The sequence below is a fragment of the Xanthomonas sp. NCPPB 1068 genome (assembly GCF_041479385.2).
In the GTDB taxonomy this organism is placed as follows: domain Bacteria; phylum Pseudomonadota; class Gammaproteobacteria; order Xanthomonadales; family Xanthomonadaceae; genus Xanthomonas; species Xanthomonas cannabis.
Map to the genome: position 1 here is coordinate 4752760 of NZ_CM192986.1, position 19959 is coordinate 4772718.

Sequence of the window (19959 nt, forward strand, 5' to 3'; positions counted from 1 at the left end):
CGCTAGCGGGAGAAGGGAGTGCGCCGCCGGGCGACCGGTGGTGGTTCTTGGACGCTGAGGGGCTGGGTCCCGGGCTGAGGGGCTGAGGCTGAGGCTGAGAGGCTGGGGCTGGGTGGGGCTGGTGGTGAGAGGGCGCGATGACGTCGGGGCCGGCGCTGGATGCTTCCAGATACCTGTCTTCTCCCGCTGGCGGAGAAGACAGCGTGCCGCCGGGCGACCGGTGGTTGGCTATTCGACGCTGATGGTCTGGGTCAGGGTGTGGCTGGCGCCGGGGGCGAGTTCGATGACGTCGGGGCCGGCGTTGGCCGCTTCGAGGCAGACGTAGTCGCGCCAGCCCTCGCCCACGTCGGCCATCTTCTTGCCGGCCTCTTCGCCCGGGTTCCAGGCCACCAGCGAGCGGCTGCCTTCGGTGGCGATGACGATGCAGCGGCCGAGTACCGGGTCGGTGAGGGTGTAGCGGCCGCCGGCGTTGGTGTAGATGCGGTCGCTGCGGCCGGGGTCGCGCGGGTCGCGCAGGCTCCAGTCGCCCTGCTGGCGGTGGGCGGTGGCGTAGTTTTCGTATTTATCGAGGTAATCCAGCCCGTCCAGGCCCTGCACGCTGACCTTGAGCGCATCGCCGACGCGGAAATAGTTGTGCAGCGCCTGGGTGAAACGCACCGCGGCGGCGCTGGTGTTTTCGGTGATCAGGCGTTGCTCCACGGTGCGGCCGATGCGCAGTGTCATGCGCAGGCGCAGCGCCAGGTCGTCGAAGCGCGGCGGGGTGAGCGTGAGCACCACGGTGCCGTCGTCCTCGCGGTGGCTCTCGGTGAGTTGCCACGCCACCGTGCGCACGAAGCCATGGGCGGGCACATCGCCGGTCTGGTCCTGGCGGCCGAAGTACGGCCAGCACACCGGCGCGCCGCCGCGGATCGGGGTGGGCGGCTGCTGGGCGCTGGGCGAGAGCCACATCACGTCCTGCCCGCCCTTGGGCACGAACGACAGCAGCTGGCCGCCAAACAGGCTGATGGCGGCGGTGGAGAACGGGGTGTCGATCAGCAACGATGGGAAACCATGGAAATCGCCTGTGGTCAGGCCGGTGGTGTCGGACATGGAGGATGCCTTGTGGACGATGGGGGATTGGGCGAAGGCGGGGTACGCGGCCGGCAGCTTGAATGCGGTGGCGCGTATTGCGGCCATGCCGGTGAGCGCCGGGGCGGCACGCAGTGCGGTGAGGATGCGCTGGCCGGGGCGACCGTCGGCCGGTTGCAGGCCCAGGCGGGTCTGTTCGACCTGGATGGCGCGGCGGGTGGCGCTGCCGACCATGCCGTCGGCTTCGCCGATCTGGTGACCGCGGGCGAGCAGCAACTGCTGCAGTTCGCGCCGTTCCGGGCGACCCAGGCCGGGGTCGTCGGTGGGCCACGCGGCGACCAGGCCGGGGCCGCCGCGCAGGCGGTCGGCCAGCAGCGCGATCGACAGCGCGTAACTTTCCGCGGCGTTGTAGGCGTAGATCGCATCGTAGTTGCGGAACACCAGGAACGCCGGGCCGGTGGCGCCGGCCGGCAGCAGCACGGCGGCGGGAGTGTCTGCCGGAAGGCCGGCCGGGGCGAGCGGTTTGCCATCGGTGCCGAGCAGGCCGGCGTTTTGCCAGGCTTGCAGCGGTTGGCGGCGGGTGCGGCCGGCCTTGCTGGCGTCGAAGCCGCGCGGCAGCGTGACTTCCATGCCCCAGGGGCGGGCACGCTCCCAGCCGGCCTTGACCAGATAGTTGGCGGTGGAGGCCAGTGCATCGGGAATGCTGGCGACCAGATCACGGCGGCCGTCGCCGTCGCCATCCACCGCGATGCGGGCGTAGGTCGAGGGCATGAACTGGGTCTGCCCGAACGCGCCGGCCCAGGAGCCGGTGAGCCCATCGGCGGACAGATCGCCTTGCTGCAGCAGGCCGAGCAAGGCGAGGAATTCGCCACGGAAGAACGGTTGGCGGCGGCCTTCGCACGCCAGCGTGGCCAGCGACACCAGCAGCGGGCGCTTGCCGGTAACGCGGCCGTAGTCGCTTTCCACGCCCCACACCGCGACGATGGTGGCCGGGTCCACGCCGGTCTGTTCGGACAGGCGGGTCAGCAGCTCATGGTGGGTGACCAGCATGGCCTGGCCGTCGGTGACACGCTGGCTGTCCACCAGGCTAGCCAGGTAATCCCAGATCGGTGTGGTGAACTCCGGTTGCGCGTCCAGCAGCGGCAGCACGCTGGGATCGGGCGCCAGGCCAGTGGTGAAGCGCTGGAAGCTGGCGGCGTCCACGCCCTTGGCCGCGGCCTGGGTCTGCAGGCTGGCCAGGCAACGGTCGAAGGCCGGGTCGGCATAGGCAGCCAGCGGCAGCAGTCCCATCAATAACGGCAGTGCGCGCCGGGGCAGCGTCATGGCGCGGTGGCCAGCGGATGGGCAGACGTCATGCGGTGGAGGGCTCCTGCGCGGCTGGTCGAGCCGCCGAGCATAGCCAACCTGACTGGTTGCGGGCGTGCAGGTGGTCGCGAGGGCATGCGTAGCGAGGTGGAGCCCGCAGCAGTCGAAGCCACCGGTATTGCCGTCGGCCCGACGGGCCTAGCTGCCGTCCCCGGTGACCCCGGTCAGCAGCGACAGGGCCGGCGCCGATGCGGCGCCATCGGCCACCCGGCGCGTACGGGCGCGGCGCGGGGCATCGTGGCGCGGGCCGAAGCGAATCAGTGCAGTGGCCACGCAGGCGGGCAACACAACCGCGAACACGACCGCCGCCAGGAGCACCCATTGCCAGAGATTGAAGGTTGCCATGATCCGAGTCCCACCCCGCGGCGGAGTTCGCCAGCGCGGCAAGCTTCCGGGATCGGCTGCGAACGTGGCGTCGACAAACGGCGGGTCTGGATGCCGTTCGTCGGGCTGAACCGGGCTTCTGGGCAACGCGTTGGGGTGCGGACGGGTCGGTTGGCTGCGCGGGTGTGCAGACGTGGTTGGGGTTGCTTGGGCTGCGTTAGCGACTGGCCCGGGTCGTGCTCAGCGCGCGTCGAGGTAGTACCAGTGGCCGGCTTCGCGCATGAAACGGCTGTGTTCGGTCATGCGCACCGCGCTGCCGCCACCGATGCGATAGCGCGCCAGAAAGATCACCTCGGCGGTGTCCAAGCCGGTCGCGAGGGCGCGCTGTACGGTCAGGCCGAGCCAGGTGGTGCGCCCGCCTTCGTCCAGCGACAGCTCCGGCGGGCGCGTGGACGGATGCCAGCTGGCCAGCAGGTAGGCGGTATCGCGGCGCACATAGGCGCTGTAGCGGGCGCGCATCAGGGTCTCGGCGTCGGGCGCGGCGGCGCCGGCGTGGTAAGGGCCGCAGCACTGCGCGTAGTTGGCGGGGCGGCCGCAGGGACAGGGGTCGGTGGGTGTGGAGGTTGGCATGCGGGGATTGTGCGGGATGGGATTGGGGATTGGGGCGTTGTTTAGCAGCCTCTGATCGAACAACGAGGCTCCGCCCCGTACCCTCACCCCAACCCCTCTCCCGCGGGGAGAGCGGCTTTGGATGCCGTGATCTGATGTTGCACGGTCTCCATTGGCGTTTGCGTGGGTGACACGGGGCAGGCATCGGCTCGCTACTGCTGATGCTGATACTGCAACTCCCGACGCGGCTACACCTGCCGCGATTCCGCGTAGCTTTTACTGCGGCGCGCGACTTCGGTGCACTCGCTATGCTGTGGCCCCTCTTGTGCGGAGCGTGGCCTTGCTGGAATTGATTCCCACCGAATTGCCCTGGCTGCTGTGCATCGCATTCGTTGCCGGGCTGGTGGATGCGGCGGTGGGTGGCGGTGGGTTGATCCAGTTGCCGGGCCTGTTTGCGACGCTGCCGCAGCAGGCGCCGTCGCTGATTCTGGGCACCAACAAGTTCAGCGCAATGTTCGGCACCGGTGCGTCGGCGTGGCGGTATGCGCGCACTGTGCGCTTTCCGTGGCGGCCGGTGCTGTATGCAACGGTGGCGGCGTTTACGTTTTCGTTTCTGGGCGCGACCGCCGTCAGCCTGATGCCCAAGCAGGCGGTACGGCCGCTGATTCTGGTGCTGCTGATCGCGATGTTGATCTACACACTGATCAAGAAGGACTTCGGCGCGCTGCATCGGCCACGCCGGATCGGCCGGCGCGAACTGGCCACCGCATTGGCGATGGGTGCCGCAATCGGCTTCTACGACGGGTTCTTCGGCCCGGGCACGGGCAGCTTTCTGATCTTCCTGTTCATCCGCTTTTTCGGGCTGGATTTCCTGCGTGCTTCGGCGGCGGCCAAGGTGATGAACCTGGCCACCAATCTGGCAGCGCTGTCGTTCTTTTTGCCCAGCGGGCAGGTGATGCTGGCCATCGGTATCCCGATGGCGGTAGCGAACGTGGCCGGCGCGGTGGCCGGCACGCGGATGGCGTTACGCGGTGGCACGCCGTTGATCCGCAAATTATTCCTGGTGCTGGTGATCGTGCTGATCGGCAAGATGGGCTGGGATCTGCTGCACTGAGGACCGACGCGCTGCGGCTACAACCGGGTTGGCGCAGTCAGCGCAGCCTGCACGCGCGGCCAGGCGTAGCTCCAGTCGATACGTTCCTGCTCCAACCTGGGTGCGGCGCCGAAACTGCCATCGCGCAGGCCGGTATAGAGCGCCTGCTCATCGGCCGTCAGCGCGGCCAGGCGGTGCGCACGGTGCGGCCGTGGTTCGTGGCCCCACAGCGCGCGAGGCGTGGCGCGCAAGGTGGCTTCATCCATCAACACGGCACGGGTCTGCGGGGCATGCAGGCGGAGCCGATGCAGGATCGCCAGGCCATGGGTGTCGATGTCACCCCAATAGAACAACGGCATTGCGCGCAGCCAGCCGACGCTGCGCACATAATCGAGCGCGTAACCTCGGGCCATCAGCACTGCGGTCCCTGGCAAGAATTCGCAGGCCAGGCCGGTTTCGAGATTTTCGACGATCAGCATGCGCGTGATCGGCAAGCGCAGCGCGGCCAGTTGATCGATCGGCACGGTCAGATCGTTCAAGCCGCCAACCTGGGCGCATAACGCAGGGTCGAGCAGACGCAGGCGCACGCGGTCGGGCGCCTTGCGCAAGCCGGACAGGCTGTCGAAGCTACGCGGTTCGGTCAATCCGCGCAGCCCGCCCAGCCAGTCGGCGATGATGCCGCGATGGGCATGCACCCATTTGCTGTCGATGCCGGCGATCGGCAGCTGACGCAGGAACAGGCCGCTGTCGCGGTGACGGTGCAGCCAGTCGACGACATCGGCCATCCGCTCGATCTCGGTCTGCGCACCGTCGGCCAGCAGATCGAACTGGCGACGCAGACGCGCAGCCAGCCCGACCGCGTCCGGCCAACGCTGCAACAGGCTGGCGCAACGTGCACTGGCACGCTGCCAGCGCTCGTGTTCCTGCAGCGCGGCGGCGGCCTCGGCCGGGGTAGCGCACACCCAGGTCTGCGGCAGCTGTTGCGGCCCCAATTGCGGCCAGGACACGTGCCGCATCTCCAAGCGCCCCGGCAGCCCGGCTCGCTGCCAGGCCCGCAACCATGCGCCGAAGGCATCGAACTGTGCGCTGGCCTGGGCCTGGGTGGGGGGATGCAGGGCGATCGGCCGCGGTGCCGCCGCGCCGATCAGCCAGTCGCCACGGTGGCGTTGCCATTGCCCGCGCAGGGCCTGCAGCGCGGCAGGCGGTAGCAGCATGCAGTGGGCGCGGGCCATCGGCTCAGTCCTGCCCGGTCACCGCATCGGTGTCAGCTGCGCCGCGACGGGTGCGCTCGGGCAACCTGAGCCGGCGCGACTGCTCGTCGTATTCGATCAGCAGCACGCCTGAATCGTGACGGCCGCTGATCTCCACGAAACAGGCGCCGCCAATGAAGGGCTCCAGCGTCATCACCGATTTCAACGGCGTGGCCACCACCATCTGAAAGCCGAAATTTTCGAAGATATTCATCGCCAACGCGGTGAATTCGTTATCCGCCTTGTCGAAGGCTTCGTCCAGCACCACGGCCGCGTAGCGCGGCAGTTCGCCGTCTTCGCCGCCGAGCTGGTAACGCAGCGCCGCCGCCAGGCAGGTGGTTGCCAGCTTCTGGCGCTGACCGCCGGACTTGCCGGCGCCGCTGCGGTAGATTTCCACCTGTTGCCGCGTGGCCGCGTCCAGTTCGACGCCGACGAATTCCACATGCAGGCGCACGTCCAGCACCAGCTCGCGCCAACGCTTGTCTTCGCCCTCCTGCGAGCCGAGTTTGCCCACCAGCTCGCGCAGCACGGAAAATTGCTGTTCGGCCACCTCGCGCTGTTCGGTCTGGTGGTGACCGAGCACATCGCGCAGGCGTTGATGGAATTCGATCACCTCCGGCAGGCGGCGGTCGCTCAATTCGATGGTCAGCAAGGTGCCGTGATTGAACGGCACCTGTTCCAGGCTGGCATTGACCTCGTCCAGGCGCTGAGCGATCGATTTGCGCGCCTCGGCGGTATGCCGTTGCAAGGCAAGCAGGTTGTTCTTGCTCTGGCTCTGCAGCAGATCGAAGAAACGTGCCTCATGCTGCGGCAGGCCATCGCGTTCCAGGCGCTGCAGGCGGGCGAGGAAATCGTCGGCGCTGCCGATGTTGACGGTGAAGTCGCCACTGTCTTCGGGCCATTGCTGGCAATAGCGGCGAAAGCAGCCGAGCAGCAGTTGCTCGAGGCGGGTGAGTTCGTCCTTGCTGAGCGCCAGCTGTGCATCCAGGCCGCGTTCGAGATGACGGAAGCGCTCCTGCAGCGTGTCCAGGCTCACCTCGCCGAGCGTCTGCAGGCGCTCGGCCAGACCCTGTTGCTGCAGGGGGGTGACGACACGGCTGTGCGCGTCGGCGCATTCGAGCTGCTGCTTTTCCAGCCGGCTGCGCTCGGCGCCCAGGGTGATGCGCTCCTTGCGTACGTCCTCATAGGTGCGCGTGGCCTGGGCGATGTCGGCACGGGTGCGATCGATCGCCTCGCCGAGCGCGCGCAGGTTGGCATCGCCTTCGCGCAGTTGCTGCAGCGTGTCGGCGATCTGGCTCAACCGCTGTAGCGAGGCGGCAACATCGATTTCTTCCCAGCTCAGATTGACCAGGGTGTTGTAGGCCAGGCGGCGCGTCCCGTCGCGCTCGCGCTGTGCGCGCAGATCGGCCACCTCGGCGTCGCAGGCGGCGATGCGTTGCGCCAGCTCCTGACCTTCGCGTTCGAACAGCGCCAGCTTGTCGCGGTTGTCGAAACCCAGCAACCAGCGGCGGCGATCGCCCACGGCATGACGGTCGTCCTTTTCGTAGCGCTCGCCCGGATGCTTGACCTGACCCTCGCGCGTGATGGCGCGCTCGGCGTGGCGCAAGGCCTTGGCGCTGTCGACGCAGTCGTAATCGAAGCGTTTGCCCAGCTCGCGGCGTAGCCAGCTGGCGAAGGCATGCTCGCGCAGTTGCAACTTGTGCAGCAGCGAGGCGGCGCCGGGTTCGCGCCCGCTCAGCGCCGACTCGTTGCCACGCACGCGGTAATACACCAGCCGCGTGCCCAGGTGGGTGCGGTTGACCCAGTCGGCGACCTCGGCGTAATGGCGCTCGTCCACCAACAACGATTGCGCAAATCCATGCAGTACGCGTTCGATGGCGCCGCGCCAGGCCGCTGCGTCCTCGCGCACCTGGATCAGCTCGCCGACGAACGGCAGCGCCGCCTCGGGCACGCCGGTGTCGGCGCTCAGGCGCGCGCGCAGGCTCTGCATCGGGGCGGGGATATTGGAAGGATGGCGGGTGAGCGCCTCGATCTCGGCGCGCACCTCGACAAAGCGCTTGCTGTCGTCGTGCTTGGCGGCCATGCGTGCGCTGATCGCCTCGTCGCGTTCGGCGGCCAGACGCTGGCCGTCTTCCAGCGCCACGCGTGCCTGGGCGGTCTGTTCGGCAAAGCCATGCGCGCTGCCGGCCAGTGCCTGTTCCAGTGCGCGGCAGGCCTGCTCGGCCTGCGCACGCTTGGCGGCGCGGCGATCGCGCTCGGCCTGCAGCTGGGTCTGTTCGCGCTCCAGCGCATCGATGCGTTCGCCGCCCTGGGCGCGGCGCTGCGCCTCCAGGTCGTCCAGATGGCGGGTGTGGTTGTCCAGGGCCGCCCGGCGTTGGCCTTCTTCGCCAGCCAGTCCACGATCCTGCACGTCCAGTTCCTGCAGGCGTGCATCCAGCAGTGCGAGACGGCGCTGTTCGCGATAGGCATCGATGCCGAGTTTGAGTTCTTCCAGTTCGCTGCGCTGGCGGCGTAGCTGCAGCAGCTCGGCATGGTGGGTGCGGGCAGGCAGCAGGGTCTCCACCTGCCGCCGCGCTGTCACTACCGCATGGTGGGCGCCGTCCAGTTCGGCGAAGTCGCCGACCAGGCGCTCGGCCGCATCGAAGGTCTTGGGTTCTTCGAGCATGAAGCCACGCAGAAACGCGTTGAGATCGCCCAGGTTCTTGGCCGACTGGGTCTTGTGCAGCAGCCGCAGCGCCATCTCGTTGTGGATGCCCAGCTGGTGGCGGAAGCGTTCGGCGTAGCCGGCGAAACTGTCGAAGTGATGCACGTCCTGCAGGCGCTGCTTGAGCTTGCGCCGATCCAGGTCGAAGCCGGCTAGGTCCTGCGCCACGTCGAAAGCGCGCTCGGCCACCATGTAGTGCTTTTGCACGTCAGCTGTGGCCGCGCTGCTGCCGGCGATCCAGAACAGCCGCACCAGGCTGACCACGCGGTCTTCGCCGTTGCGGTATTCCAGCACCAGTGCGGTCCAGGTGGCGCCCTTGCGCAGGTATTGCGTGGCGATTTCGCCGGAGGCGCTGTCCTGCTGGTCGGCCCAGGCGCCGCGCACATACGACACCAGGTTTCGGTCGCGGCCGCTGCGCTCGGCCTCGCGCGCGGCGGCGTTGAAGTCGACGATGCTGGGTGGGGTGAGCAGTGCCGACATCGCGTCCAGCAAGGTGGATTTTCCGGAGCCGGAGCGACCGACGAACAGAAAGCCGCGTTCGGCGATCGGCACTTCGGTCAGGCCGGAAAACGTGCCCCAGTTGTAGACCTGCAGACGCCGCATGCGAAATTGCTGCAGACGCGGGTCGGGCAGGTCGTTGCCGAACAGGCTGGAAGAGGCGGCGGAAGTCATCGGTTACTGTCCAGAATGTGCAGAAAAAAGCGCAGGCGGGTGCTGGAGCGACACGGCACCCACTGCGCTAGGTACGCGCGGTCGGGGCGTCGGTGTCGTTGTCTGCCGGGCCTTCGCGCAGTTGGCGATAGACCTGCCCCAGCGCCGCGACATCTTCGGCCGAGAACAGCAGCTTGAGTGCGGGCGACACTTCATAGCGCGCCTCGTCGCCGCGCAACCGGGTGAGCACGTGGTTGTCCTTCATCTTCTGCACCGCCGTGGCCACCCGGCGCAGGAAGCCGGCGCGGTCGGTGGAGAGATTCTTTTCGTACACGGCCAATGCATCGCTCAGCTCTGCGTCTTCCACCACCGCCCGCACGCCACGCGCGTCGGCGTCGGCCAGTTGCTGACGCAGATGCAGCAGCAGCACCGAGTCGATGAAGGTCAGCGGCGAGGAACGCAGCAGCACCGGCGTCTCCAGCTCGCCGGTGTCCGCCTGGCGGGTGAAGGCGATGCCGGTGTCGCGATCGAGCACCAGTTCCAGGAACAGCTCGGCCAGGGCGCTGCGGATTGCCGCCTCGCTCCGCAGCAAGGCTGGCCACAGGCGGCCATGCCGCTGTGCGTCCACGCTGGGGCCGCTGAGCAACTGGCACAGCGCCCGCCGCGCCTCGACCGGCAGCTGCCCGGTGTCGCCCGGAAACAGGCCGTTGGCCGGTGTCGGTGACGGATCGGCCAGCGCGGCGGCGGCGGCGGCGTCGATCTCGTCCGGATCATGTCCGTGGTCGTGCTCAGGCCAGTTCATGGCGTTTCTCCCGGGTAAACCAGATCAACGGAATGCGCGCGCGACGCCATTGGCCATCGTTGCCGCGCCAGTGCGCCAGTTCGAACTGGTTGGCGTCGACCACGCCGTGGCGCGTGCCGAGCGACAGATAGCCGATGACGCTGCCCAGCCCCTGGGTGGCCTGGCGCTGCTCCAGTGCCTGGGCGATGGAAACCTGCGGCCGGGCGTCGAGCAGCTCGAACAGATCGCGGCGCAGGCTGCGGAAGTCGATCTCCGACTGCGCGACCAGATCGCCCACGCTGTCCAGTGAGATGGCCGCTGCCTCGTTACGCTGGATGTTGCCATCGACCTGCTGCTGACGCGGGTCGTGCAGGCGCCATTGCGCCAGCGAGCGCAGCCGGCTGGTGGTGAGCATCAGATCGCGGCCGATCAGGCGCTGCGCCGGTACGTGCTCGCGCAGGCTGAGCGCATCGGCCTGCGCCTGCTTGAGCAGGCGGTTGAGCCGGCGCTGTTCGAGGTAACCGCGGCTCTGCACAAAACCACGCAGGCTGCGCGCGAAATGCTGCATGACATCGTGCACCTGCCCGCCCCGCTCGAGCATGGTCGCGGTGAGCCCGCGCAGAAAGCTGCGTTCGCGCCGGTCCAGCTTGCGCGCGAAGGTACGCCCCAGCACGGTCTCCAGGGCCGCATCCAGCTGCGCACTCTGTTCGGCGTCGTTGAGCAGCGCCCAGAACGCCTGGAAGCTGCGTCCGGCATCGCTGTCTCCGATCACGTCCACGCCTTCGAACAGCCGGGTCAGCACGTCGCCGCGCTCGCCCTCGTCGTCGATGATGCGTTCGCGAAATTGCCGGTTGAGCTGCTCGAAGTCGTCGCGCACGCGGCGGAAGTCCTCGGTCAGTTCATCGGCCAGCGCAATCACCTGGCGGGTGCGTTCCAGCGCGCGCTTGCCGTCCAGCGAGGCGACCTTGCCGGCAGCCACCCGCGCGATCTCCGCATCGATGCGGTCGCGCTCATCGCGCAGCGCCGACAGGCGTGCATCCGGGTTGGTCTCGGTCAAGGCGGCCAACTGGGCCAGCTGCTGCATCACCAACGCCAACCGGCTCTCGGTTGCCGCGCCACGGCTGTGCTCCAGCCCATCGACGAATCGGATCGCCTGCGCGGCCTGGGTGGACAGCTCGAACTGCTCCTGCTGCGCGCCCTCGGGAAGGTGACGCTCCAGCCAGCCCTGTGCCAGCCAGTGCGCCACATAGGCCTGGGCGGTGCGCGGCAGGTCGCGTGCAAGCTGTTCGGCGTTGAGTTCGTCGAGCATGCGCTGCAGGCGTTCGTGCAGGACCGCCGCCGGGAGCAGGCGCTCACCGTCCAGCAGCAACGACTGCAGCAAGCCGATCACTTCCGGCGCATGATCGGCGGCAAGCAGTTTCCACAACGGGCTCTCACGCAAGGTGCGATAGCGGGCGATCCGGGCGAGATGTTTCATGCCGCTATGCTGACGCTCACGTCGAGCCACGGCAAATACCGCCCATCAACGCCCGGCAGCGGTGATGCGCGAAGGGCGTGCCGGCGTACGCAGGCCACCATCAGCGGTGCTCCCGACCATGCTCCAAACGCCCGTGGCCAGACGTTGCACCGCGACCGCGCTGCGGCTGCCTCAACGCTTGCCGCCCACTTCGATGAACTGCAGGAATTCGGCGCGGGTGCGCGCGTCTTCGCGGAAGCTGCCCAGCATCTTGGAAGTGACCATGCTGACGCCGCGCTTGTGGATGCCGCGGGTGGTCATGCACTCGTGCGCGCCTTCCACCACCACGCCCACGCCGCGCGGTTGCAGCACGTCCTGGATGCACTGGGCGATCTGGGCGGTCATCTTTTCCTGCACCTGGAAGCGGCGCGCATAGCTTTCCACCACGCGGGCCAGCTTGCTGATGCCGACCACCTTGCCGCGCGGCAGGTAGCCCACGTGCACCTTGCCGATGATCGGCGCCATGTGGTGCTCGCAATGGCTTTCATAGGAGATGTCGCGCAGCACGATCAGCTCGTCGTAGCCGGCCACTTCCTCGAAGGTGCGTTCCAGGTAGGCACGCGGTTCTTCGCGGTAGCCGCTGAACCAGTCGCCATAGGCTTCGGCCACCCGGCGCGGGGTGTCCAGCAGGCCTTCTCGGGAGGGGTCTTCGCCGGCCCAGCGCAGCAGGGTGCGCACGGCCTCTTCGGCCTGGGCCTGGGTGACGGAGGAATCGGGCTGGTCGGACTGGCTCATGCGCAGGTGCACCCAAAGGGGGCGAGCATGGTACCCGAGGACGGGCCGACGGCCCCAGCACCGGTTGCGGCCGCTGCCGCGGGTTCAGTGACTATTGATTCATTGTTGAATTGATAGCATCCTAACTATTATGACGATCAGCACTGCATCCCCGCGCGCCCAGCTCAGTTCCGGCCTGTTGGTCGCCGCCCGCCAATGGCAACGGCTGGCCGACCAGGCCTTCGAGAGCTTCGGGCTGTCCAGTGCATGCACCGGCCCATTGCTGATGATCGGCCGCTCCGGCGGCGGCATCCGTCAGGTGGCGCTGGCCCAGCAGCTGGGCATGGAAGGCCCCTCGCTAGTGCGGCTTCTGGACAAGCTGGCCGCCCAGGACCTGGTCCGGCGCGAAGCCGACAGCAGCGACCGCCGTGCCAACCAGCTCTGGCTCACCGCTGCGGGCCAGGCGCTGGCCGGGCAGATCGAGGTGCGCCTGGACGCGTTGCGCGCCGAGGTCTTCGGTGCGCTCAGCGAGGCGCAGGTGCAGACCGTGCTGACGCTGTGGGAGCAGATCGCCCAGGCGCATGCGCGGCTGGGGCAGTCCGACTAAGCGTACGGCGGTATGCGCTTGCGGTTGGCCGGCACGCCAGGTGCTGCCGGGCAGCGTTGTTCCCTTTCCAGGTAGGCCCGATGTACGGCGAGTTCAGTCTCTACGGTGTGTTCGTTCCCACCCTGCTGGCGTTGATGACGCTGGCGTATCTGCTCAACAGCGCGATCGGCGCGCTGCTGACCCGCGCGGGCGCGTACCGCTACATCTGGCACCCGGCGCTGTTCAACCTGGCGCTGTACATCGCGCTGCTGGGCGGCCTGTTTTCTCTCATGCGGTGGATGCAAACGTGAAAAAGCTGATCAAGACTGCCGGGCCGGCGCTGCTGACCCTGGCAATGGTGGTGGTGGCTGCGTTGGTGCTGCAGCACCTGTGGCGCTATTACATGGACGCGCCGTGGACGCGCGATGCGCACGTGGGTGCCGACGTGGTGCAGGTGGCGCCGGATGTGTCCGGGCTGGTGGAATCGGTCGCCGTGGCCGACAACCAACCGGTCAGGCGCGGGCAGTTGCTGTTCGTGGTGGACCGCGCGCGCTATGCGATCGCGCTGGAACAGGCGCGCGCTGCGCTGGCCGAGCGCCAGGCCACGCTGAGCCAGTTGCGCCGCGAGATCGCGCGCGACCGCAGCCTGCAGGACCTGGTCGCCGCCGAAGATGCCGAGGTGCGCCGTTCCAACGTGCAAAAGGCCCAGGCCGCGATGGCCACGGCGCAATCGGCGGTGGACCTGGCCCAGCTCAACCTGGACCGCACCCAGGTGCGCAGCCCGGCCGATGGCCATGTCAGCGACCGCACCGTGCGCGTGGGCGACTACGTCAGCGCCGGGCGGCCGGTGGTGGCGGTGCTGGACACCGGCTCGTTCCGCGTCGATGGCTATTTCGAAGAAACCCGCCTGCAGGGCGTGCACCCCGGCCAGCGCGTGGACGTGCACCTGATGGGCGAGCCGGTCACGCTGCATGGGCATGTGCAGAGCATCGCCGCCGGCATCGAAGACCGCTACCGCAGCGGCAGCGCCGGTGCGCTGCCCAATGTCACCCCTGCGTTCGACTGGGTGCGGCTGGCGCAGCGCATCCCGGTGCGCATCGTGCTGGATCGGGTGCCGGCGCAGGTGCAGCTGATCGCCGGGCGCACCGCCACGGTGAGCATTCTGCCCGACACAGCCACAGCCAATGCGACCCCGGCCGCCGCGCCTGCCCGCGTGCAGGCCAAGGCGGCGCCATGAAACGCGCCGTGTTTCGCCATCTCGGCCTGGCGGCCGCGCTGACTGCAGTGAGTGCCTGCAGCACGGTCGGCCCCGACTACGCACTGCCGGACAATGCGGCCTACCAGCGGCCGGCGGCCAATGCCGCGTTTGTCGACACCGGCAACGACCAGGTGCAGCCCGGCGTTGCGCTGCCGGCGCGCTGGTGGGCGCTGTATCAGGACCCGATGCTCGATGCCCTGGTCGAACAGGCCCTGCGCGACAACGTCGAGCTGAAGGTGGCCGGCGCCAACCTGCGGCGCGCCGCCGCGGTGTACGAACAGGCGCTGGATGCCGGTGGGTTCGATTACGAGGTGGACGCCGGCGTCAGCCGCGCGCAGGTCTCGGCCGAGGCGTTCCTGCAGCAGGAAAAGCTGCCGGTGTTCAACCTGGCCGATGGCAAGGTCGGGGTGTCGTATCAGTTCGATCTGTTCGGCAAGCTGCAGCGCGGTGCCGAGGCCGCGCACGCCGATACGCAGGTGGCCCAGGCGGCGATCGACCTGGCCCGCGTCAACGTGGCCGCGCAGGTGGCCGGCAGTTATGTGGAGATCTGCCACGCCAATCACGAGCTGCACGTGGCCGAGCATTCGCTGCAGTTGCAGCAGCGCAGCCGCCAGATCACCCAGCGCCTGATCGCTGCCGGCCGCGGCACACCGCCGGATCTGGCACGTGCCACCGCGCAGGTGGCGATGCTGGAAGCGGCACTGCCGCCATTGCGCGCGCGCCGCCAGGCCGCCGGCTATCAACTGGCCGCGTTGCTGGGCAAGACACCGAGCGAGGTGCCGGGCGGCGTGGACAGCTGCGACCACGCCCCCGCCCTGCAACGGCCCATCCCGATCGGCGATGGCCGCGCGTTGCTGGCGCGCCGCCCTGATGTGCGCCAGGCCGAGCGCCGGCTCGCCGCCGCCACCGCGCGCATCGGCGTGGCCACTGCCGAGTTGTATCCGGACATCCGCCTGGGCGGTTCGATCGGCGCCACCGGCCTGCTGGCCGACATCGGCGAGCCGGCCACGCAGGCATGGTCGTTCGGCCCGCTGATCTCCTGGACGCTGCCTTCCAGCGGTGCGCGTGCCCGCGTACGCGCCACCGAAGCCGGCGCCGACGCGGCGCTGGCGCAATTCGACAACACCGTGCTGCAGGCACTGCGCGAGGTGCAGACCGCGCTGTCGCGCTACGCGCAGGATCTGGACCGCCTGCACCTGCTGGAACAGGCGCAGCAGCAGGCCGAGCTGGCGTCGTCGCAGAACCGGCGGCTGTATCAGGGTGGGCGCACGCCGTATCTGTCCAGCCTGGATGCCGAGCGCACCCTGGCTACCGCCGACATGACGCTGGCCAATGCGCAGGCGCAGGTCTCGCAGGATCAATTGCAGCTGTTCCTGGCCCTGGGTGGCGGGTGGGACGCCGCCGCCACGACGGCCGCACGATGACTGCCCTGCTGCGCGACCGCCAGGCCTGGCTGTTTTCGGCCAGGACGTTCGCTGCCTCGATTGCGGCGTTGTACGTTGCACTGGCCGGCAACCTGTCGCGGCCGTACTGGGCGATGGCCACGGTCTATATCGTCTCGCAGCCGCTGCTCGGCCCCACCCGCGCCAAGGGCGTGTACCGCGTGCTCGGCACGCTGCTGGCCGGCGCGGCAACCTTGGTGATGCTGCCGAATCTGGTGGAAACGCCCTTGCTGCTGAGCGCGGCGATGGCGTTGTGGCTCTCGGCCTGCCTGTTCCTGGCGCTGCTCAATCGCGGCCCGCGCGGTTATGCGTTTTTGCTGGCCGGCTACACCACCGCCTTCATCGGTTTCCCGGCGGTCACCGCACCGGAAGGCATCTTCGACACCGTGGTGGCGCGCAGCGAAGAGATCGTGTTGGGCACGGTGATGGCGGTGCTGTTTGCCGCGCTGGTGTTCCCTGCGTCGGTGCGGCCGATGCTCACCGCACGCATCGGCAACTGGATGCAGGACGCGGCGCAGTGGTGCCGGCAGGTGCTGCAGCGCGGCCCCGCGCACGCACCGCGCAACCGCCTGGCGGCCGACCTGGTGCAGTTCGAGGCCTTGATCGCCTTCGTGCGGCACGACGACCCGCGTCATGCCGGTGCCGCCCCCGCGCTGGAGCAGCTGCGCGCACGCATGCTGATGCTGCTGCCGGTGCTGTCCTCGATCACCGACCGGCTGGATGCGCTGCACGGCGACACCACCGCCCAGCCTGAGCTGGCCGCGCTCCTGCACGATGTTGTGGCCTGGGTGGATCCCTGCGACGGCGCCAAGGCCGATGCCATCGACGTCGATGCCTTGCGCGCCCGCATCGCCGCGCTGCGCCCCCCGGTGGATCAACACATCGCGCATCTGCTGCTGGCCAGCCTGTTGCTGCGCCTGGAAGAACTGCTCGACCTCTGGCAGGACTGCCGCGCGCTGGAGCAGGCCCTGGTACGAGGCACGGCGCCCGCAGCGCTGCGGGCAATGCCGAATACGGCAAGACCGGCGACCGCGATACCGGCCGCGACGGCCGCCTCACCCGAGCGGGCCGCCGCGGTGCGGAGCGCAACCGGATCAGCTTGGCGCGTGCGCGCCTCGTCGCAGCGCCCGGCGGGTTCACGCAGCGACGCTGCGACGGCTGCCTCGGCCGGACCGGTCGCAGGCGCGCCGCCCGAACCCGGCACACCTCCGCACACGCGCACCTCGCTGCTGCAACGCCTGCGCGGATTACGCAGCGACACCGCCGATGTGCCTGCACGCGGCGGCACCACGCGCCACATCGATTTCGGCATGGTCGCGTTTTCCGCCGCCAGTGCCGGCTTCGCGTTGATGGCGTATTGCGTGCTGTGGATCGGCATCGGCTGGGAGGGCGGCGGCAACGGCGCCATGATGGCGGCGGTGACGGCCGCGTTCTTCGCCGCGCAGGACGACCCCGCGCCCAGCATGCTGTCGTTCCTGACCTGGGCGGTGGTGGCCAGCGTAGTGGCCGGTATCTACCTGTTCGGCATCTTTCCGGCCATCCACGATTTCCCGATGCTGGTGCTGCTGCTGGCGGTGGTGTTCCTGCCCTTGGGCGCGCTGCTGCACCGCCCTGCCAGCATGCTGATCGCGCTGCCGCTGGTGGTGAACCTCACCGCCCTGCTCAGCCTGCAGAACACCTACAACGCCAATATCCAGAGCTTCGTCAACGCCGCGGTGGCCATGGTGCTCGGTATTGGTTTTGCCGTGGTGCTGACGCGGCTGTTCCGCTCGGTCGGCGCCGAATGGAGCGCACGCCGGCTGGTGCGCCAGGGCTGGCGCACGCTGGCCGCTGCGGCAGAGGGCCATGGCACGCAGGACCGGCAGCACTTTGCCGCCCGCATGCTGGACCTGCTCGGCCTGCTCGCACCGCGGCTGGCACTGACCCCGGAAGGCAGCGACCTGGCCTCGGTGGATATGCTCAACGAAGTGCGCGTGGGCTTGAACATCCTGCAACTACGCAGCGCGCGGCATGGGTTGCCGCAGCCGAGCATTGATGCAGTGGACGCGATTCTGGCCGAGGTTGCGGCGCATTATCGGCAGCAGGTGGCGCACAAGCGGCCGTTTCCGGGGCCCAACTCTTTGCGTGATCGTCTGGATGTATCGCTGACGCGTGTGGACAAGGTGCCAGCGGGCACGTATCGCGACGAAGCGCTATTGGGGTTGATCGGGCTGCGTTACAGCCTGTTTGCAGAGACAGTACAGCGACGCGAAGACATCAAGCACGAGCCGTCTGCTTTAGCCCCTCTCCCCTCGGGGCGATAAGGCACTGCTTGCGCGCCACTGGCGCGCGTGCCTTGGAGCGCCCGCGCTGCTGGCGCGGGCCGGGGCGCGGAGCGGGGGTTGGGGTGAGGGTACGGGGCAAAGCCTCGTGCGTATTCAATGTCACCAGGCTTCGCTCGTACCCTCATCCGCCCCTTCGGGGCACCTTCTCCCGACGGGAGAAGGGCGATGCCTCAGCGCTTGCGCTGATGCATCGCCGCTTCGTCGTCCAGCCAGTTGCTGCCCTTGTTGGTCAGGAAGAACATGTAGACCACCAGCGACACCGCGATCACCGCTGTTGCGTAGATCACGAATTCGCTCACATGGTTGGTCTTCAACGAGGCCTGGTACAGCAACGGCGCGGTCCCGCCGAACGCGGAATTGGCCAGTGCATAGCCCAGGCCAACGCCCAGCGCACGCACATGGGTGGGGAACAATTCCGCCTTCACCACCGCATTGATCGAGGTGTAGCCGGTCAGGATCACAAAGCCCACGGTGAGGATCGCAAACGCGGTCAGCCAGTCGGTCTGCTTGGGCAGTTCCATCACCAGGAACCAGGTATAGAGCACGCCGCCGATGCCGAAGAACACCAGCAGGGTCTTGCGCCCCACGATGTCCGACAACCAGCCGCCCACCGGCTGCATCAGCATCAACACCGTCAGCGCCACCAGGTTGATGATGGTGCCGGCCATCACGTCGCCACCGGCGAACGCGGTCTGGATCATCTTCGGCCCGGTTACCGAATAGGTGTAGAACGCGATCGTGCCGCCGGCGGTGATCAGGAAGCACAACAGCAGCGGACGCCACTGATTGACGAACAGCTCGCGCATCGAACCGGAGGCCCTGGCCTTGCCGGTACGCGAATCGGCGATGGATTCGGAGCTCAACGACTCGTCCATGGTCCGGCGCAGCCAGAACACCACCAGCGCTCCGATACCGCCCAGGCCGAATGCCACGCGCCAGCCCCACGCCGACACCTGCGACGCATCGAAGAAATGCAGCATCACCAGCAAGGTGGCCTGCGCCAGCACATGCCCACCGACCAGGGTGACGTAATGGAACGAGGACAGGAACCCGCGCCGGCCCGGAATGGCCGCTTCGGACATATAGGTTGCGCTGGTGCCGTACTCGCCACCGGTGGCAAAGCCCTGCAGCAGGCGCGCCAGCAGCAAAATGATCGGCGCGGCGATGCCGATCGTGGACACGGTCGGCGTCACCGCGATGACGAACGAGCACAGCGCCATCATCGAGACCGAAATGGTCAAGGCCAGGCGGCGGCCGTAACGGTCGGCGAAACGGCCGAAGTACCACGCACCGATCGGGCGCATCAAGAACGTCATCGCAAAGATCGCCCACACGAACATGGTGGCGTTCTTGTCTTCCTTGGAAAAGAACTGCGATTCGAAATACGTGGCAAACACCGAGTAGACGTAGACGTCGTACCACTCGACCAGATTGCCGGCCGATCCCTTGAGCGTATTGGACACCGAGCGGCGAAGGCTACCGGGTGCTGCGCCAGAACCGGCGGCGATCGGAGACGATGGGGGTGCGCTCATGCGGTGGATTCTCTTGGGTGGGACAGCCCCGAAGTATAGGTGCGCGCTTGTGTGACGCATGTAAGCATTTCGGCGCATATACAGCGGCACAGCGCATGCCAGGCAGCTCGCTTCAGTCCGCTTTTGGGGTCGGCGCCGCAAGCGATTTGCTGTACATCCCGGAGCGATCGAAGCAGCACGCACGCCGCTTGCCGGCCGCGAGCATGTCGCAGGCGGTGGCGACGCGCCTGACCCGCGTGTCGGCCTTCTTGCCCGAGACGATCCAGAAGATCCAGTCGCGCCGCGCCACTGCGGTGATGTCATCCCAGGTCGCACGCGCGGCCGGATGCGCGGCCAGTGCGGCGTGCAGATCGTCCGGCACGACCGGCTCGGGTTCCACGTCCACCGGCGCGATCTCCAGTGCCACCGTCTGCCCGGCCGCAACGCCCGCCGCCTGCTGCAGCGCGTGATCGACCCTGAGCCAATGCCCACCCTGCCCGTCCGGCTGCAGGGTCGCCTGCAAGCGCTGCCCGGCCAGGGTGCCCGCAACGTCGCCTTGCAGCAGATGGTGGCAACGGCGTTGACCATGCTGCGGACCATAGCACCGCAAGATCCCCACAGGCAGCGCTGCAGGACCGACCACATGCAGCGCAACGCGGCGGCCTTGTCGAGGTCGCATATCGTGCAGGTGCGTGCCTTGCCCCTACGATTGAGTGCGACACAGCGGTCGCAACGCGCCGCGTTTTACGCCGGCGCGATGCTA

The 19959-nt window shown here is 68.2% G+C and carries 16 protein-coding genes; 6 read left to right on the top strand and 10 right to left on the bottom strand.

Going from position 1 to position 19959, the window contains the following annotated elements; translation table 11 throughout:
• Nucleotides 1–228: 228 nt before the first annotated feature.
• The 3 genes from ACCQ12_RS20090 to ACCQ12_RS20100 form a co-directional block, all read right to left on the bottom strand.
• Entirely contained in the window at nucleotides 229–2391 is a 2163-nt protein-coding gene (locus ACCQ12_RS20090) for a lytic murein transglycosylase (protein WP_372382562.1), read from the bottom strand.
• 180 nt (nucleotides 2392–2571) lie between these two features.
• A complete protein-coding gene (locus ACCQ12_RS20095) occupies nucleotides 2572–2778 on the bottom strand; it encodes a hypothetical protein (RefSeq protein WP_166744647.1) in 207 nt (68 codons plus the stop codon).
• 219 nt (nucleotides 2779–2997) lie between these two features.
• Nucleotides 2998–3387, bottom strand: a complete 390-nt coding sequence (locus ACCQ12_RS20100) for a YchJ family protein (RefSeq protein ID WP_372382563.1) — start codon at nucleotides 3385–3387, stop codon at nucleotides 2998–3000.
• Between the two features lie 313 nt (nucleotides 3388–3700).
• On the opposite strand from ACCQ12_RS20100, the gene ACCQ12_RS20105 reads away from it, so the two are divergent.
• The gene (locus tag ACCQ12_RS20105) at nucleotides 3701–4480 is read left to right on the top strand and encodes a sulfite exporter TauE/SafE family protein (protein ID WP_372383668.1); all 780 of its coding nucleotides are present in this window, start codon (nucleotides 3701–3703) and stop codon (nucleotides 4478–4480) included.
• Nucleotides 4481–4497: 17 nt separating this feature from the next.
• On the opposite strand, the gene ACCQ12_RS20110 is transcribed toward ACCQ12_RS20105, so the two are convergent.
• From ACCQ12_RS20110 to folE, 5 genes are all read right to left on the bottom strand, one after another.
• A complete protein-coding gene (locus tag ACCQ12_RS20110) occupies nucleotides 4498–5691 on the bottom strand; it encodes a Wadjet anti-phage system protein JetD domain-containing protein (RefSeq protein WP_372382564.1) in 1194 nt (397 codons plus the stop codon).
• A 4-nt stretch (nucleotides 5692–5695) separates the two neighbouring features.
• On the bottom strand, nucleotides 5696–9085 hold the full coding sequence (locus ACCQ12_RS20115) for an ATP-binding protein (protein WP_184374345.1): 3390 nt from the start codon (nucleotides 9083–9085) through the stop codon (nucleotides 5696–5698).
• Nucleotides 9086–9152: 67 nt separating this feature from the next.
• Nucleotides 9153–9866 carry a DUF4194 domain-containing protein gene (locus ACCQ12_RS20120; protein WP_372382565.1) on the bottom strand — a complete coding sequence of 238 codons (714 nt, stop codon included), beginning with the start codon at nucleotides 9864–9866 and terminating at the stop codon, nucleotides 9153–9155.
• Nucleotides 9853–11322, bottom strand: a complete 1470-nt coding sequence (locus tag ACCQ12_RS20125; RefSeq protein WP_372382566.1) for a DUF3375 domain-containing protein — start codon at nucleotides 11320–11322, stop codon at nucleotides 9853–9855. Before ACCQ12_RS20125 ends, ACCQ12_RS20120 begins: the two co-directional genes overlap by 14 nt.
• 171 nt (nucleotides 11323–11493) lie before the next feature.
• Entirely contained in the window at nucleotides 11494–12096 is a 603-nt protein-coding gene (gene folE, locus ACCQ12_RS20130; RefSeq protein ID WP_047692703.1) for a GTP cyclohydrolase I FolE, read from the bottom strand.
• A 130-nt stretch (nucleotides 12097–12226) separates the two neighbouring features.
• On the opposite strand from folE, the gene ACCQ12_RS20135 reads away from it, so the two are divergent.
• The 5 genes from ACCQ12_RS20135 to ACCQ12_RS20155 all read left to right on the top strand — a co-directional run bounded on the left by ACCQ12_RS20135 (nucleotide 12227) and on the right by ACCQ12_RS20155 (nucleotide 17664).
• Nucleotides 12227–12682, top strand: a complete 456-nt coding sequence (locus tag ACCQ12_RS20135) for a MarR family winged helix-turn-helix transcriptional regulator (protein WP_039413771.1) — start codon at nucleotides 12227–12229, stop codon at nucleotides 12680–12682.
• A gap of 80 nt (nucleotides 12683–12762) precedes the next feature.
• On the top strand, nucleotides 12763–12972 hold the full coding sequence (locus ACCQ12_RS20140; RefSeq protein WP_372382567.1) for a DUF1656 domain-containing protein: 210 nt from the start codon (nucleotides 12763–12765) through the stop codon (nucleotides 12970–12972).
• On the top strand, nucleotides 12969–13898 hold the full coding sequence (locus ACCQ12_RS20145) for an efflux RND transporter periplasmic adaptor subunit (protein ID WP_372382568.1): 930 nt from the start codon (nucleotides 12969–12971) through the stop codon (nucleotides 13896–13898). The genes ACCQ12_RS20140 and ACCQ12_RS20145 overlap by 4 nt, the downstream gene beginning before the upstream one ends.
• Entirely contained in the window at nucleotides 13895–15343 is a 1449-nt protein-coding gene (locus tag ACCQ12_RS20150) for an efflux transporter outer membrane subunit (RefSeq protein WP_372382569.1), read from the top strand. Before ACCQ12_RS20145 ends, ACCQ12_RS20150 begins: the two co-directional genes overlap by 4 nt.
• On the top strand, nucleotides 15340–17664 hold the full coding sequence (locus ACCQ12_RS20155) for an FUSC family protein (protein WP_372382570.1): 2325 nt from the start codon (nucleotides 15340–15342) through the stop codon (nucleotides 17662–17664). Before ACCQ12_RS20150 ends, ACCQ12_RS20155 begins: the two co-directional genes overlap by 4 nt.
• A 191-nt stretch (nucleotides 17665–17855) precedes the next feature.
• On the opposite strand, the gene ACCQ12_RS20160 is transcribed toward ACCQ12_RS20155, so the two are convergent.
• Complete coding sequence (locus ACCQ12_RS20160) at nucleotides 17856–19217, bottom strand: MFS transporter (RefSeq protein WP_184441811.1); 1362 nt, start codon at nucleotides 19215–19217, stop codon at nucleotides 17856–17858.
• Nucleotides 19218–19329: 112 nt separating this feature from the next.
• Nucleotides 19330–19875, bottom strand: a complete 546-nt coding sequence (locus ACCQ12_RS20165) for a YdeI/OmpD-associated family protein (protein WP_372382571.1) — start codon at nucleotides 19873–19875, stop codon at nucleotides 19330–19332.
• Nucleotides 19876–19959 lie beyond the last annotated feature (84 nt).